We start from the raw sequence: 17,489 nt of genomic DNA, 5'->3' as shown, positions 1-17,489 counted from the left end.
TGGACAGTTGGAGGAGTAGTGGTCGCGCGCGGTGAGAATGAAATTGCGAGGTTTGAGAGTGTGACCAAGCAGGTCCATTTTCTTCGTGAAATGCTGGGCTGGGCCTGGAGGAGCTTCATGTGGGACGACGTCTGACGATGAGTAACGCGTGTCGTTCGGTCAGGCTCTCAGCGCGCCTGAGTAAGTCGCAAATATAGTGGCCCCCGCCAGTGGGCATCTAACCGATCTCTGGCGCGGCGAGCGCGGTTGGATTCAGGGGAACATTGATCGACAGTAGCGAAAGGAGATCAATGTGCAGATCGCAAGCATCTTGCGCGCACCGTTGCTGCTCTTGCCAATGCTGGGAGGCTGCAGCATCAACCAGTTTCAACACACGGAATGGAGATCGGACTGGGTAGATGTTTCATCCGATGCGATCTTCCCTGGAAACTCCACGACTCTGCCGTTCGACCGCATTTCCACGCTTGATGCGAATAGTGAAGCCGCCATTGCGGAGTGGATGTTGAAGAATTCACTGGTCGCGGTATCGGCATCAGAGGTTCAAGGGAAGATCGGTTCAATGCCGTTGAGTGGCCTGAAGCCAGCACCAGGGGAGAGCATCTATCTCGTCAGGGCGGCTTCGGATGAAGGCAATGGCACGTTCATCGGCTACGTCAACGACAAGGGACTTCTCATCATGTATGGGGTCATGGGCGGATGTGGCGAGCAGAAGCACCGGGTGGTTGCCGTGAGCCTGCGGGAGAAGCCCGCCAACGTCTTCGGCAGGTGCTCGGCGGCGCTTTAGTACGCTGGGGCATCGGGTAGCGGAGTACCACCGTTCGTAGGCGCGCTGGCGCCTGGCGCGTGATGTCAGCATTCCGTCCGGCAGCGACACCGCATTCCCCGCCTCACGGCCGCGTTATCGGCGGTGCTGGAGGCGGTGCCATCGGCCGCTGAGGCCGCGTGGAAATCCCAAAACTGTTCCCCATCCTCTGCTGGGTAGCAGCCCGATGGGCCAGGCCGAGCGCGGTCGGAGCCTGCCGCACCCGCTGCTCGGACGCCGGTATCTCAGGCACGGGCCTGCGCGACGCGGGCATCAACCGTTCGCTCATGCAGGCGTAGTCGGGAATGCGTTCGCCGTTGACCTCAATCTCGATGCAGGCAGCATCGGCGGGCGTCAGCGCGGGCGCAGCCTTTGCAGTGCCGCCCCACGCGTGCGGTGCCAGTAGCAGAAAGATGCCTGTAACAAGCCAGCGGAAGGGATGCATGGGTGTCACCATCCTGCAATGAAGCCGACCTAACGTGACCGGCTTGGCGTTGTGATGCTGGCGTGTCTTGCATGCAGTTTGATGACACCGGAGCGCAGGACGGGGGGCCGGCAATGCGGGCGGGAACGCGTGATCGCTGCATCCGCCGCGTTGCCTGGCTGTTGTGCATCGCATGGATGCTGGCGCCGGCGTTGCTGGCCTGGGCCGGCGCGGGCGCTGCGCCCGAGGGGACTACCTACCTGTTCGACATTCCAGCCCAACCGTTGCCACAGGCGTTGCAGGTGTATGGGGAGACCACAGGGGTGGCGGTTCTGATTGATGCCCGCATGCTGGGCGGCCTGCGCTCGACGGCAGTCAGTGGACGCCATGCGCCTTTGCCGGCGCTGCAGATGCTGCTGCGGGGCACGGGCCTGGCCCCTCGATTTGTCGAGGGTGGCGGGTTCACGCTGGTAGCGGGTGAGACCCCTGCACCCGGTGGCACCGGCCCGTCCGATGCCGGCCCATCCTCTGCAACCGCCTCCGCTGCGGCCCAGCACCGTGCCGCTCGGGTCATCCAGCAATCGCTGGAGGCAGCGCTGTGCAGCTCGCACGCGACGCGACCTGGCAGCTATCGGGTTGCACTGCAACTATGGGTGGACCCTGCCAGCCATCGGGTGGGCCGCGCCGACGTTCTGGAAGGCAGTGGCGATCCACGTCGCGATGCCGCGATTCTTCGGCGGTTGGATGACCTGGCCATGCCAGGGCTGCCGGTGGACCTGCCGCAACCGGTGACGCTGCTGTTGCTGCCACACGCTGCGGGCCGCACGCCGCCGTGCAGGGGCGCGCGATGACCGCACTTCGAGGACTGTTCCTCGACCACTACGAAGCCTTCCGCAAGCGCCTGCGCCGGCGCCTGGGCTCGGACGACCTGGCGCTGGATGCGTTGCAGGAGACCTGGCTGCGTGTCGAGCGGATGGGCAACATCGTGCCGCAGCGCAGCCCGGTGGCCTATCTGTTCCGCATGTCGATCAACGCCGCCAGCGACCAGCGCCAGGCCCACGCACGGATGCTGACCGGCACCGAACTGGATGCGCTGATGGACGAGACCGCCGACCATCTGGATCCGGCCACGGTGACCTTCGGCCAGGTGGAAATGGCGCAGCTGGAGCTGGCCCTGCGCGAGCTGCCCGAGCGCCAGCGCGCCATCCTGGTGGCAGCGCGCATCGAGCAGCTGCCGATCGAAACCATCGCCCTGCAGCACGGGGTATCGGCGCGGATGATCGGCAAGGAGCTGAAGAAGGCCCTGCAGCACTGCGCGGGCCGGCTGGACCGCCCGTTGGTGCAACGGTTCGGTCCTGGCGCCGGAAAACCGTCATGACTGATATGAAGACGAACGTGGCCTCTGCACTGCCGGCAGACGTACAACAACAGGCACAGGACTGGCTGCTGCGCCTGCACGGTGCGGCCGTCAGCGAGGCCGACGCCGATGCCTTCCGCCGATGGCGGGGGCTGGACCCGCGCCACGCCGCTGCGTTCGCGCAGGCGCGTGCGCTGTGGAAGGCACTGGGTCCGGCGCTGCAGGCCGGGGGCGCGCAGGCAGCACAGGCGCCTGCGACCGATGTGGTGCAGCCGGTGGCAAGTCTGCCGCCAGCGACCCACGCCGACAGCCATGCTCGGCCACGCAGCCGCACACGGATGGGGCGCAGGGCATTCCTGGGCGGCGCAGTCGCGGCGGCGGCCGGTGGCTGCTGGCTCGCGGCCAGTTCGCCGCTGGGCCTGTGGCCGGAGCTGGGTGCACTGGGCGCGGACTACCGCACCGCCACCGGTGAGCGTCGCGAACTGGAGATCCAGGGCGTAACGGTGGCGATGGGGACGCGCACCCGTCTGCGACGGTCCGGCACCAACGCGCGCGGCCTGCAGTTGAGCCAGGGCGAGGCACAGTTCGCGCTGCCTGCGTGGATACGCCGCGGTTTCGTGATCCAGGTGGAGGGCGCGCAGGTAAGGCTGGACCCGGGCGCGCGGGTGAACGTGCGCTGCGTCGGCGCGGATGTGCGGGTGACCTGCCTGGCTGGCACCGCCGCGCTTGTTCGTGGCGCGCGGACGGTCGCGCTGCAGCAGGGCTGGCAGGCGCGCCTGGACGGTGAGCGGATCGCCTCGGTAGGGCAGGTGCCGACCGAGCGCGTCGATGCGTGGCGACACGGCTGGCTGATGTTCGACGACCAGCCGCTGTCGGAGGTGGTTGAAGAGATCAACCGCTACCGCACCGGACGCATCGTCATCGCAGACAGTGCGTTGTCGCAGCGCCGGGTGCAGGCCCGTATTTCGTTGCAACGCATCGACACCTTCATCGATCTCGTACGCGATGCCTATGGCGCACGCGTTGTCAGCATGCCCGGCGACGTGGTGCTGCTGGGCTGAGCAGGTAGACCTGCGGGCGCGCGATGAGAGCACGCACGTATGACGTTGCGATGACATTCGTGGCATGAGTCGACAGCACGTCATCCGCAGATGAATTTTTTGTTGCAGCGGTTCAGTCGCTGCCATCCGGCCCGGTCTTATCCACCGTAACAAGCGCAACGCACGTCGCGGTCACGCTACGTCCCGATGGCAGGGACGTAGCAGTGCAGCACGGCGGCAAGACGCGCTTGCCCTTATCAGCGAACGATATTGCGACGGGTGATGGCGATGGTGAAGCAGCAGAACGATCCGGGTATGCGCGCGACGGCACGGGAACCGCAGGTGCAGCCGCTCGCGCAGGCCATCGCCCTGTTGTTGATGGCCGGCGGCATGGTAGGCGGAGTATCGGCGCAACAGGCCTTCAGCCCCGCGTGGTTCGCCAACAAGGGCGTGCAGCAGCAGACTGCCGCGCAGAGCGGACGAATGCCCAACGGCATGCCGTCCAACCTGGTGCGCACCGATGCACAGGCGCAGAAAGCACGGGAGACGCTGCAGACCTCGCTGGACAATCTCGGCACGGCCGCGCAGGCCATCGCCATGCAGCAGCGCCTGCAGCAGAGCGCGCGCGAGGCGGCGCGCCTGCGCGGCAGCCAGGTGCCCGATGGCCTGGGCCAGGGTGGCCTGAAGATCGACGAGGATGCGCTGACCAAGGGTTGGTCCAACGCCAGCGGTCCGGTGCAGAGCAGCAAGGATGGCACCACCACGGTCAGCATCGCGCAGACTGCCGACAAGGCGATCCTCAACTGGGAAACCTTCAACGTCGGCCGCAATACCGTGGTCGATTTCGACCAGCAGGCCGGCTGGTCGCTGCTCAACCGCATCAACGATCCATCCGCACGCCCGTCGCAGATCCTCGGCCGCATCCAGGGCCAGGGCACGGTGATGCTGGTCAACCGTAATGGCGTGGTGTTCGACGGCAGCAGCCAGGTGAACGTCCGCAACCTGGCCGCCTCGGCGGTGAACATCAGCGATGCGCAGTTCCGCAAGGGCCTGTACAGCGATGCGCAGGGTGCGGCCTTCATTCCCACCTTCGGCAATGAGCTGAGCAGCAGCGCCAACAGCTTTGCGCATGCGGCGGCCACCGGTGATGTGGTGGTCGAGCGCGGTGCGCAGATCACCACGCATGCGCCGACTACCGTGACCGAAGGGGGCGGCTATGTACTGCTGCTCGGCCGGCAGGTCAGCAATCACGGACAGATCAGCAGCGCCAACGGCCAGACCGTGCTGGCCGCGGGTGATGCGTTCGTGATCCGCAAGGGCCTGGGCACCGACCAGAACCTGACCTCCACCACCCGTGGCAACGTGGTGACCGCGCTTCGCGCGCCTGCAGTGGCCGGCACACCGGTCGATGCTGCGGCAGGCATGGTCAGCAACACCGGTCTGGTGCAGGCGAGCACCGGCGACATCACCCTGGTCGGTCATGACGTGCAGCAGCACGGCACGTTGGTGGCCACCAGTTCGGTACATACGCGCGGCACCATCCACCTGCGCAATGAGCGCAGCGATGTCGACGGCAGCATCCAGCTGGCACAGGGCAGCACCACCGCCATCGTGCTGGACGACTCGGCCACCAGCGCGTTGGATGTGCAGCGCGAGACGCTGGTGCTGGATTCGGACAAGGCCGGTGATGGTATCCAGCACCGCCGCGACCAGTCGCTGGTGCAGATCGATACTGCCGGCGATGTCCGCTTCGCGAAGGACAGCCTGACGCTGGCCACCGGCGGCCAGGTATACGTGGATGCGCGCGGCACCGAGTTGCAGCAGGGCGCGCGCATCGATGTGTCCGGCCATGTCGGCGTCAAGATCGCGATGGAAGCCAACAATGTCCAGATCAGTGTGCAGGGCAACGAACAGCGCGATGCGCCGGTCAACCGCCTTGGCGAGAAACTCAACAGCAACAACATCTGGCTGGACCGGCGCGACCTGACCCTGGTGCCGGCCGGCACCAACGGTTACGAGACCGACCGCTGGTACACCGCCGGCGGTTTGCTGGAAGTGGGCGGCTACCTGGGCGTTACCGGTCACGGTATCGGTGAATGGTCGGCGCAGGGCGGCACCGTGCAGTTCAGTGGCGGCAGCCTGCAGACGCGTGCGGGTTCGCAGATCAACTTGTCCGGTGGCACCTTGGACGTGCAGACCGGCTATATCCAGCAGACCTACCTGAAGGGTGCCGATGGCCGCCTGTACAACGCCTCCACCGCGCCGGGCGACCTGCTGTACACCGGCCTGTACAAGGGCTTCGAGAGCAGCCACGCCCGCTGGGGCACGACCGAATACCACTACAACCCGCTGATCGGTGCACGCCAGCGCCTGGAGAATGGCTATGTCGTCGGTCGCGACGCGGGCCGGATGATCGTAGCCACGCAGTCGGCGCAACTGCAGGGCGACATCGAGACCGCGACCTTCCAGGGCGACCGCCAGATCAATGCCCGCCAGGCCGATCTGGATGGCTACCTGCAGGCGCAGACGGCGGTGGCCCGCAATGGTCAGCTGGTGATCGGCCAGCAGCGTGCGGTGCAGGACAAGGCGATGCACGGCCTGCGCTACACGCCTTCGGCCGTGACCGGCAAGGTGCAGATCGGCAGCGTGCCGCTTGCAGAGGGTGACAGCAGCTCCGGCATGTATCTGGATGCGTCGTGGCTGAACGGCCTGGCGCTGGGCGGCCTGCAGGTCTACGCACGTGACGCGGTGGTGGTGGACCAGTCGCTGCAGATGGCAGCAGGCGGTTCGCTCGGCCTGCATGCCACCGAGGTGCAGGTGAATGCCGATCTTGTGGCCCGGGGCGGCGCGATCGCGCTGGGCAACATCGTCCCCGGCTGGAACGAGAGTACCGGCTGGTTTGATCGTGCACTGGTGCCCGTGGCTGCCAACAGCCGCGCACGCACGGTGGTGGGCGAGGGCGTGCTGCTTGATACCCGTGGCCTGTGGAGCAACCTGCAGACCGATCCGCTTGGCATCGCGGGCATGCCCTACGTGGACGGTGGCAGCATCCAGCTGCGCAGCAGCCAGGATGTGCAGGTTGCGCGCGGCGCACGCCTTGATGCCTCTTCGGGTGCGGCGTTGCAGGCCGATGACCATCTGCGTGGTGGGCGTGGCGGGGACATCGCGCTGATCGCCAACGCGCTGGAGGAAGCGCCGGTGGCCGGCATCGCGGCGGGTCAGCTGAGCCTGCAGGGCGAGCTGCGCGGCCACGGCGTCAAGGGCGGCGGTACGTTGCGCCTGCAATCGGGCAAGGCGGTGGTGATCGGTGGGCAGGTGGCCGGCAGCGACGGTCTGTTGCGCGCGGGCGAGCGCGCGCCGATCGATCTGCTCACCTCCGAGACCTTCCTGGTACTGGCGGGCAGCACGCTGCCGGTCGACTACGCCTACACCCGTGTACAGGCGCAACCGGGCGAAACGCTGGGTACCCAGCCGGTGGTGGATCCGGCGCGACCGGAAACCCACCTCACCCTGGCCGCAACCTGGACCCCGCCCAAGCCGGTGGCCAATGCCGACTCCTACGTTCTGCGTACGCTCGACGGGCGTTCCTTCACGGTGAACGTGTGGACGCCGCCGCCGACGCTGGCCGCAGGCACCGTCGTTACCCAGATCACTGGCTTCCAGGGCGGCTTCCCGATCAACTTCCTGGTGACGGCGGACGTGTTCCCGCAGGGCATCCGGGTCCTGCCATCGGCGGCGACGTTGAAAGCCGGCAGCCTGGCACCGGCCGATATCCGTTTCGCCGCCGGCACGCGCATCGCCGCCGGCAATGTGCTGGCCCAGGATGTGGCGGTCGAGCGTCCGTTGCAGCTGGCCAGCGAACTGTTCGGGCAAGGCTTCGCGCGCTATGAAGTGACCGGCCAGCAGAGTCTGGCCGTCGCGCCCGGCGCCGACCTGCGGGTGAGCATGCCGGTGCTGCAGCTGGATCTGGAACATGCGCGTGCGTTGCGCAGTGGCAGTGCGCCCAGCGAGGCACTGCAGGAATGGCTGGCGCCGGAGTTCAGCGCTGACACTGCCAAGGCGACGCTGCAGCAGCGCAAGGGTGCCGATCTGCAGCTGCGTGCGGGCAGCACGATGGGCCCGCTGGCGACGCTGACGATTGGTCAGGACGCGCACCTGCAGGTCGACAACGGCCGCAGTATCGGCCTGGCAGGCAATGGCCAGATCACCGTGGACGGTACCTTGCAGGCCAACAGTGGCCGCATCGACATCCTCGACATGGGGCTGGGCGAGATCGCCGCGTCGCCGAAGAGTCACGACCGCTCGCTGTGGATCGGCGACCACGCCGTGCTGGATGTTTCCGGTGTGGCCCAGGTTGAGCGTGATGCGCGCGGCCAGCGTTTCGGTCGGGTCGGCGACGGCGGCCGCATCCAGCTGGGTGGCCGCTACGACGCCAACGCCACCAGCGTGGATGGCGTGGACGCATTTGTGGTGGTGCGTCCGGGGGCACGCCTCGATGCCTCCGGTGCCAGTGCCACGCTCGACGTGCCGGGCCAAGGGGCAACCGAGGTGGCCGGCGATGGTGGCGTGCTGCACCTGGCCAGCTTCAATGGCCTGTTCCTGGACGGCAGCCTGCGTGCCGCTGCCGGTGGACGCGGCGCCGCAGGCGGCACCCTGTCGGTGGCACTGGAGGCACCGAACTATCTGCTGGCCGGCAATCCGGACGACCGCGTGCGCTCGCTGCGCGAACTCAGCGTATTCCAGCAGCAGCCCGGCAGTGGACTGGCTGCAGCGTTGCAGCCCGGCCAGGTTGATCCTGCGCTGGTCTATGGACGCGCCACGATTGGCGTTGACCGCATCCAGGCCGGAGGCTTTGGCAACCTGAGCCTGCTGGTCAACGGCGTGATGAGTTTCAACGATGGCGTCGACCTGGCCATGAGCCAGGGCCTGCGCCTGACCGGGAGCAATTTCAGCCTGGCAGAACACAGCAGAAACGGTGCGCAGATAGCGCTCGCCGCGCCATACGTGCGACTGGCCGGCAACACCCGGGGTGCGAAGGATGCACACACCCTGCCGCTGCCCGAGATCCAGCGCCTGCCTTCGTTGCGTGACGCCTCCATGCTGCGCGTGGAAGCGGGGACGCTGGATGTGATCGAGTCGGTGGCCTTTGGTACGTCCGGCAAGCTGGCACAGGGCGCCGGCACCATCGATGTGCAGCGCGACGGCTTCGAGACCGTGGAACTGCGCAGCAAGGGCGACCTGCGCCTGCTCAAATCCAAGGTGCGCGACCGCAGTTCGATCGATACGGTGGGCGATCTGGTGCTGTCTGCCAGCCAGATCTATCCCGCCACCCAGGCTGTGGGTGAGATCCGTGCCGGCAAGAAAGGCACTGTCGACCAGTGGGGTCAGTTCCAGGTGGTGTACGACCCGGCGCGCTCGCTGCGCGTGGAGCGCAGTAGCGATGCCCTGCCGGTCGCGCCGCTGGCGGCCTTCGGCAGCCTGCGGTTGCTGTCGTCCAACATTGAACAGGGTGGCGTGGTGCGCGCGCCGCTGGGCGAGCTCCTGATCGGTCAGGTCGACGGCGGCACCTTCGGACTGGCCAGCCGCGTGCAGTTGCTGCCGGGCAGCGTGACGTCCGTCAGTGGCGTGGGTCTGCGCATGCCCTATGGCGGCACCAAGGATGGCCTCACCTACGTGCATGACGGCCTGGATGCGGTCTACAAGGGCATCGGTGTCGGCGGCAACGAGTTTGGTGGCGTCACCCTGCGAGGCGAGAACATCGACGTACAGGCCGGTGCGGTGCTGGACCTGTCCGGCGGCGGTGAGCTGAGTGGTGCGGCGTTCCTGAGCGGGCGTGGTGGCTCCACCGATGCACGCTTGCATCCGCTGGTGCAGATCGATGCCAACGGCGGTAGCTTCGTGCTGCCCGGCCTGTCCAGCAATCCGGTCTATGCGATCGTGCCCGGCGCACAGGCCGATGCCGCACCGATCGCCGCGGAGAAGGGCGCAGGCGATCCGGCCATCGGCCGCCAGATCCAGATCGGTGCGGGCGTGCCAGGCCTGCCGGCCGGCACCTACACGCTGCTGCCATCGACCTACGCGTTGCTGCCGGGCGCATTCCGGGTGGAACTCAATGGCCAGGCCAGCAGCCAGGCCGGCTTCGGCGCCAGCACGGCGATGCGCAACGGTTCGTGGAGCACGGCGGCGCGGTTCAGCACGGCCGGTACCGATATCCAGGATGCGCTGACCTCGCAGGTGATCGTGACGGCCGCTGACACGCTGCGGCAGTACTCGCAGTACAACGAAACAAGCTACGCGCAGTTCGGCCTGGCCTGGGCGCAGCGTGACGGTGCACCGCGGCCCAGGCTGGAGCGTGATGCCGGCAGGTTGACGCTGGACCTTTCCAATCGCCAGGCCGACAAACCGGAACTGCATGCGCTGGCGATCGCGCCGGGCAGCGTACGTGGTGAAGCGGCCAGCGGTGGCTACGGCAGTGAACTGGTGGTGCGCAGCCCCGGTGCGCTGGAAGTGCTGGCGTCGGGCAGCACCGCCACCGACGGCTTCTCTGGCCTCTCGGTGAGTGCCGATGCGCTGAACGCGGTGGGTGCCAACACGATGTCGATCGGCGGCACGCCGACCTCGGTGTTCCAGGTCAACCGCATCACCCAGGACGCCTACAAGCTCGGGTTTGGCAGCAACGGCCAAGCGTCGTCGCAGGTGGTGCTGCGCAGCGGCGCGCAATTGTCGGCCGCGCAGGTGTTCCTGGTGGCCGGTGCGCGCGATGGCGGCATCACGGTGGAGCAGGGCGCATCGATCAATACGCTTGGAAAGGGCGCGGCGGCGTGGGATTCGACTGCAGGCTACGTCTTCGACCCAGGCACCACGGCGGTGCTGGCGGTATCCAACGGCTGGCTGGACATGCTGGCCCCCACGACCAGCACCGAGGCGCGCTATGGCCAGGGTGACATCCTGATCGGGGGGTGCGGCACCGACCGCAGCTGCAGCGGTGCCACCACGCTGTACGCAGGCGGCACCCTCACCGCAGCCACCACGGCCGGCTTCCAGCTGGCGGACAGTGCGCGTTACGGTGCCCGTAACCTGGTGTTGGCCGTTGGCAACATCAACGTGGGCAGCAGTGATGCGCTGGCACGGATGGCCACCGAGGGCCTGCTGCCGGCCGGACTCACCCTCAACCAGCAGGTGCTGGACCGCCTGCTGCGCGGTGATACCAGTACCGGTGCGCCGGCACTGGAAAAGCTGGTGCTGACGGCTGGCGATGCAGTGAACTTCTTTGATTCGGTGGAGCTGTCCACGCTTGACGCCAACGGCACGTCGACGCTGGGACAACTGGTGCTGACCACGCCGGCCATCCGTGGCCAGGGCGATGCCGATGCGGTGGCCCGCATCCGCACCGACACGCTTGTCTGGAACGGTAGCGCGCGCCCGGCGGGTGATGTCGTTGCCGGCGGCGCAGGTTCGGGCAGTGGCCGGTTGCAGGTGGACGCACGGCAGATCCTGTTCGGCTATGCCGAGCAGTCCCAGCCGGACACCGTGGCCATGCACGACCGGCAGACGCTGGGTTTCGGCACGGTTGCACTGAACGCCAGCGAACGCATCAGCGCCAACCACACCGGCAGCCTGTCGGTGTACCAATCGCAGGGCGCCTGGAACGGCAAGACCAAGGCATTCGATTACAGCGGCGGTGACCTGCTGATCAGCACCCCGCTGTTCACTGGTGCAGCCGGCTCGATCAACCGCATCCGTGCCGGTGGCCGCATCGCGGTGGTCGCAGCGCAGGGCGCCACTGCGGTCATCGGCGATCCGGCCGCGGCGCTGGGCGCTGAGCTTTCACTGCAGGCTGGCCGTGATCTGCTGCTGGATACCCGCGTACAGCTGCCCAGCGGCAAGCTGCAGCTGGCAGCGCAGGATGACGTGCGTCTGGGCGAGGGTGCGCAGCTGGACCTTGCCGGGCGCCGCATCGACATGTTCGATGTCAGTCGCTACAGCTGGGGCGGCGATGTCACGCTGGACTCGCAGGCTGGCAACATCGTGCAGGCGGCGGGCTCGCGCATCGATCTGTCGGCAGTCAACAACCGCGGCGGCCGGCTCAATGCCGTCGCGCTGGGTGCAGACGCCGGCACTGTCCTGCTGGCCGGCCAGATACTGGGCGGCAGCAGTGGACGCTACGACACGGGCGGTACCTGGGTGCCCTACAGCAGTGCCTATCTGGATCTGCGTGCCCAGCACATCGATGACTTCGCCGGCCTCAACGCGCGCCTCAACGCAGGCCAGGTCTTCGGTGGCCGCAGCTTCCAGCTCAAGCAGGGCGACCTGGTCATTGGTGATGGGCTGAAGGCGCGCGAGGTGAACGTCTCGGTCGATGCCGGCCATCTGAGCGTGCAGGGCCGCATCGATGCCAGCGGTGAACAGGTGGGCAGCATCCGCCTGGCCGCACGCGATGGCCTCAGCGTTGGCTCCAGCGCGGTGCTGGACGCGCACGGCAGCGTGTTGCGACGGGACAGCTACGGCCAGGTGATCGAAGCGCCGAACCGTGCCGTGATCGAACTGGATTCGGGTACGGGCCTTCTGGCGCTCGCTGCCGGCGCGCGCATGGATCTTGGCGTCAGCGGCGCACCGGCGGCGTACGGCAGTGTGGTGCTCAATGCGCCCCGCCTGGGCGGCGCGCGCGGTAATGATGTTGCCATCGATGCCTCGGCGCCGGTACGCATCGACGGTGCGCGCGCGATCACCGTCAACGCCTTCCAGAACTACACCGACGCTGCAGCCGGCACCGATGCCACGGTGGATGGTCGCAGCTACCAGGTCATCAACCAGGCCTATCTGGACACGCTCCACGCCGACAGCACGGCGTTCATCGACAATGCGCTGGGCAATCGTGCGTTGATCGACGGCAAGCTGGCCGGGCTGCGTGCCTATGGCGACCAGTTCCATCTGCGTCCGGGCGTACAGATCAGCAGCAGTGCCGACGCGGCGGTCAATCGCGATGGCCATCTGCATGTGGATGGCGATATCGATTTGTCCGGCTATCGCTATGCCAGCCTCAACCCGCATCTGCAGAAGACCGGCCAGTACGGCTCCGGTGAAGCGGGCGCGCTGGTGCTGCGTGCAGCGGGCGACCTGGAGGTGTTCGGCAGCATCAGCGACGGCTTCGATGGCTCGCGCCTGATGAAGGGCAGCACTCCGGACGACAAGGGCTGGCTGTTGCCGAATGGTCGCATTCCGTTCGGTGGCGAAGTGGTGATTCCGCACGGCGGAGTGGTCACGCTGGATGCTGGCAGTGCGTTCCAATCTGGCCGCACGCTCAACTTTGATCTTCCCGCAGCGGCCATGCAGTTGCCCGCGGGCACGCAGCTGCCTTCACGCATGATGCTGGCCGATGCGCTGGTGTTGCCGGCGGGTACTGTACTGGGCGCCGCGATCCGCGATGGCCAAGGCGCGGTGCTGCACGCGGCCGGTACGGTGCTGGCGCAGACCACCACGCTGGCGGCGGGCACCCAGCTGGATGCCGGATTCCGTGTACCTGCGGCCACCTCGATGGCGGCCGGCATCTGGCCGGCCGGCGTTCCGCTGCCGGTGGGCATGCGCCTTGCGCAGCCGCTGCTGCTGGCCAAGGGTGCGATCCTGCCGTCGGAAACCGACGTCAAACTGCCGGGTGGCGCGGAGTCGATCAACCTGCGCCCGGCCGATGCCAACGGCAACCAGGGACGCACCTGGGCGCTGGCGCCGATGCTGGCAGCTGGCTCGCAGTCGTTCTACCTGCGCCTGGTGGCGGGTGCGGATCTGCAGGCGGCCGATACCCGCGCCGTAGCGCGCGGCGCCACCGGCACGGTACGCCTGGCCGATACCCATTACGGCGTGCTGGTGGAGAACGCCCCGGTGCCAGGCACGGGCATTCCTGCGGAGTATCGCTGGGCGATGGACGTTGACGCTGACACGTGGAACTCGATCGGCCTGCCCAGCCTGGTGGTCGCCGGTGAAGTGATCACCCAGGACATCATCGACATGTTGATCCTGTATGGCCTGATCACCACCAGCCCGCTGGAGCTCAATGCCTGGGGCCTGGGTGAACCGGTATTCGAGGCCAACCCGGGAGTGCCGCCGCAGTACGCCGACATCGCCCGGCCCGCCCGCGAGCAGGTGTTCAGTGTGCTGCGTACCGGCACCGGCGACCTCGACCTGGTGGCCGCCGGTGACCTGCAGATGCATTCTCCCTATGGCGTGTACACCGCCGGCACCGCATCGTCGTCGCTGGCCGCTGGCAATGGCGTTGACCCCTACAACCAGCCACGCGGCGCGCTGAAGGACGGCAGCCTGCTGTGGAAGGATCAGGAGGCTGCGTTCCGGCCGCTGATCGACGGCGGTACGCAGAGCCTCTACCGCGCGTGGTATCCCGAACATGGCGGCAACGTACTGGTGCGCGCTGGCGGCAATCTGGTCGGCGACCTGATCGGTGCGGGCGGCGAGCCCCGCAACAACGTGTCCTTCGGCCTGATGCGCGGGCAGATCGGCTCGGTGGCCATCGGCAACTGGTTGTGGCGGCAGGGCACCGGCAGCGTGACGCCGGGCAGTGACGGCACGCCGGTTGCGTGGTGGGTCAACTTCGGCACCTATGTGCCCGGTTCGGCCGATGGCAGCTACCTGGCCAACTCCAACGCACGCTATGCCAATGCCCCGTTCCTGGCCGGCTTCACCGGCGTGGGCACGCTGGGCGGTGGCAATCTGGTGGTGGAAGCCGGCGGTGATGCCGGTATCCAGTCCGCCCGCGGTGACGCACGCCTCAATCTGGGCGCGCAGAGCCTGGACAAGAACCTGGTGCCGCGCAGCCAGGGCCTGAACCTGGCGGTCGGCAGCAGTGGCCGCATGACCGCCACGGGCGATCTGGTGCTGACCGGTGGTGGTGACCTCGACCTGCGCATCGGCGGCAGCCTGAACCCGAACGCGGAACTGCGCCGCAACGAACACGACCTCAACAGCACGCTGGTCAACCTGCGCGGTGCGCTGCGCGTGGAAGCCGGCGCGCTGGGTGGGTTGCAGCTGCGCTACGGCGTGCTGGACCACATCGATTCGCGTGGCGGTGATCCGTTTGCGGCAGGGCGTGCCTATGCCGGTGGCGGTCCGGTGCTGGTGCTTGGCGATTCGTCAGCACGGCTGGATACGCGTGGCGATCTGGTGCTGGGCGGCGTTGGCGATCCGGGTCGCACCAAGCTGCTCAATGCCACGCCGTTCACCTACGGCGGCCGCCAGCTGGCGGGCGAGGGCTGGAGTTCGTTCTCGCTGTGGACGCCGTCCACCAGCGTCGACCTGTTCAGTGCCGGTGGCAACCTGACCCCGACCACCGAGTGGGCCGGTGGTGGCAACAGCGAAGACATCGCCACCGACCGTCGCGGCAGCAACGCGTCGGGCACGCTGGATGGCGACTTCTATCCCTCGATCCTGCGTGCGGTGGCCGCCAACGGCAGCCTCTACTACGGCGTGGGCAGCACCGCGCTGCGCAACAACTACGGCAGTACACCCCTACGCGTGCTGCGCGGGCTGACACTGGCGCCCTCGCCGCAAGGCAGCCAGTTCATCAACGCCACCGGCAAGGGCGAGCTGGCCCTGCTGGCAGGCGACTCGATCTACGCCAGCGGCTATGCCATCACCGCATCCACCGCCGACCCGGCGGCGCTCAGCAGTCCGTTCAATCCGGCGTTCATGGGCATCATCTCGCAGACCGGCGGTGGGCCGAATGGCTTCAGCCCGACGCGCATCCACAACGCTGCGGCGGCCAACATCGCCTTCAACGACTGGATCACCGATGGCAATGGCCGCATCAGCAACGCTTCGCTGCTGAACTTCGGCAGCCAGGCGACCTCCAGCTATGCGGCCGTGGGCCAGCAGCCGGCGCGCTACTACGCCGTGGAGGGTGACATCGTTGGCCTGCGCATGGGCCAGATAGCCGAGCTGGGGCTGAAGGCACGCGACGGCTATCGCTATGACGGCTCGATTCCGGTGGCGATCCGCGCTGGCCGTGATATCAGTAACAGCGGCACGGGCCTGGGCCAGAAGGATACCGTCGGCGAAGGCCGCGGCAATCTGATCGCGCACGGCCACGCCGATGACATCTCGGTGGTGCAGGCCGGGCGTGACATCCGCTTCAGCAGCTTCTACGTCACTGGTCCGGGCCTGCTGGACGTGAGTGCTGGCCGCAACGTGTACCTGGCCGACAAGGGCGAGATCAAATCACTGGGCAACGTTGTCGATGCCAGCGCCAGCGATCGTGCGAGCGGTGCCAGCATCGTGGTGGCGGCCGGCATGGGGGCGGGTGCGGACTGGAACGCATTTGCCGCGCGCTACCTGGATGCGGTGAACCTGGCCGATCCGGAGCGACCGCTGTCCGAGCAGCCTGGCAAGGCGGTCGCCATCTACAGTGGCGAGTTGACGCTGCCACAGTGGCTGCAGCGCGAGTTCGGCTACAGCGGTGATGCTGCCGGTGCCGATGCCTTCCTGGCCAGCAAGCAGGCCGAACTGGACCAGGCGCGCGCTGCATCACTGAGCAGCGGTGGCAGTGCCGCCAGTCGTTCGCTGGCACGCGAGTTCCGCCTGCAGAGCCAGTTGCACCTGGTGAACTGGTTGAGCACCCGCTTCGGTGCTGACAACGGCCTGGGCCTGCATTTCGATGCCGGTACGATGGATGCGCGTACGTTCTTCACGGCCCTTCCGGCCGAGCAGCAGCATGCGTTCCTGCGCGACGTCTACTACGCCGAACTGAAGAGCGCCGGCCGCGAGTACAACGATGCTGACGGCAAGCGCTTCGGCAGCTACGCGCGCGGACGTGAAGCGATCGCCACGCTGTTGCCGGGAGGCGACAACGGTGGCCGCTACAACGGCGATCTGACGCTGTTCAGCAGTGCGCTGTACGTGGATGAGTACATCAGCACGAATGGTGTCGGCAAGGATCGACCGACACCGGGCAAGACGTACATCAGCAAGGCCGAGTGGCAGGCCATGGGCAGTCCGTCCTACGGCGTGGCCTACTACGAAGTGGTCGACGCAGGTATCCACACCCAGTTCGGTGGTGACGTGCAGATCCTGACCCCGGGCGGGCGCACGCTGGTCGGCATCGACGGTGGCTTCGTGCCGGGTGCAGGCTCGGGCGTGATGACCCAGGGCGAGGGTGACATCAGCATCTACTCGCGCGACAGCATCCTGCTCGGCCAGAGCCGCGTCTTCACCACCTTCGGTGGCAACATCCTCGCCTGGTCGGCCGGCGGTGACATCAACGCCGGACGTGGCAGCAAGACCACGGTGGTCTACACCCCGCAGCGCCGCGTCTACGACAGCGTAGGCAACGTCAGCCTGTCGCCGAACACGCCCACCACCGGTGCCGGCATCGCCACCCTCAACCCGATCCCGGAGATCGCGCCGGGTGACATCGACCTGATCGCGCCGCTGGGCACCATCGACGCCGGTGAGGCCGGTATCCGCGTCTCCGGCAACGTCAATCTGGCGGCACTGCAGGTGCTCAACGCCGACAACATCCAGGTGCAGGGCAAGTCCGCCGGCATCCCGGTGGTTGCAGCGGTGAATGTCAGTGCGCTGACCTCGGCCAGTACCGCTGCCAACAGTGCCGTGCAGGCCGCGCAGGAGATGGTCAAGCGGCAGACCCAGCAGACGCAGCCATCGACCATCAGTGTGCAGGTGCTCGGCTTTGGCGAGGCCACCAGCAGCACGCGGCCGGCAAGTGATGACGGCCGCTACGACCCGGACAGCGTGGTGCAGGTGGTTGGCATGGGTGAACTGACCGCCGAACAGCGTGCACGCATGGCCACCTCTTCGGCCAAGCGGCAATGACGATGCCACTGCCCCCCGTTCTGCATCGCCTTC

At 67.3% G+C, this 17,489-nt stretch carries 6 protein-coding genes; 5 read left to right on the top strand and 1 reads right to left on the bottom strand.

Annotation, left to right across the window (positions count from 1 at the left end; all coding sequences use genetic code 11):
- The first annotated feature begins 292 nt into the window (after nucleotides 1-292).
- Nucleotides 293-784: a hypothetical protein gene (locus HUT07_RS19150; RefSeq protein WP_254898904.1), complete on the top strand. Its 492-nt coding sequence runs from the start codon at nucleotides 293-295 to the stop codon at nucleotides 782-784.
- Nucleotides 785-887: 103 nt separating this feature from the next.
- Here HUT07_RS19150 and HUT07_RS19145 read toward each other — a convergent pair whose 3' ends face one another.
- Nucleotides 888-1,247: a hypothetical protein gene (locus HUT07_RS19145; RefSeq protein ID WP_176022238.1), complete on the bottom strand. Its 360-nt coding sequence runs from the start codon at nucleotides 1,245-1,247 to the stop codon at nucleotides 888-890.
- 71 nt (nucleotides 1,248-1,318) lie between these two features.
- On the opposite strand from HUT07_RS19145, the gene HUT07_RS19140 reads away from it, so the two are divergent.
- From HUT07_RS19140 to HUT07_RS19125, 4 genes are all read left to right on the top strand, one after another.
- The gene (locus tag HUT07_RS19140) at nucleotides 1,319-2,077 is read left to right on the top strand and encodes an STN domain-containing protein (RefSeq protein ID WP_176022237.1); all 759 of its coding nucleotides are present in this window, start codon (nucleotides 1,319-1,321) and stop codon (nucleotides 2,075-2,077) included.
- Nucleotides 2,074-2,604 carry a sigma-70 family RNA polymerase sigma factor gene (locus HUT07_RS19135; RefSeq protein WP_176022236.1) on the top strand — a complete coding sequence of 177 codons (531 nt, stop codon included), beginning with the start codon at nucleotides 2,074-2,076 and terminating at the stop codon, nucleotides 2,602-2,604. Before HUT07_RS19140 ends, HUT07_RS19135 begins: the two co-directional genes overlap by 4 nt.
- Complete coding sequence (locus tag HUT07_RS19130; RefSeq protein WP_176022235.1) at nucleotides 2,601-3,644, top strand: DUF4880 domain-containing protein; 1,044 nt, start codon at nucleotides 2,601-2,603, stop codon at nucleotides 3,642-3,644. The genes HUT07_RS19135 and HUT07_RS19130 overlap by 4 nt, the downstream gene beginning before the upstream one ends.
- A 267-nt stretch (nucleotides 3,645-3,911) precedes the next feature.
- Nucleotides 3,912-17,456: a filamentous hemagglutinin family protein gene (locus tag HUT07_RS19125; RefSeq protein WP_176022234.1), complete on the top strand. Its 13,545-nt coding sequence runs from the start codon at nucleotides 3,912-3,914 to the stop codon at nucleotides 17,454-17,456.
- The last annotated feature ends 33 nt before the right edge of the window (nucleotides 17,457-17,489 follow it).

The sequence above is a fragment of the Stenotrophomonas sp. NA06056 genome (assembly GCF_013364355.1).
GTDB lineage: Bacteria > Pseudomonadota > Gammaproteobacteria > Xanthomonadales > Xanthomonadaceae > Stenotrophomonas.
The sequence above is the reverse complement of the archived record's forward strand: the minus strand, read 5'-3'. Positions and strand labels throughout refer to the sequence as shown.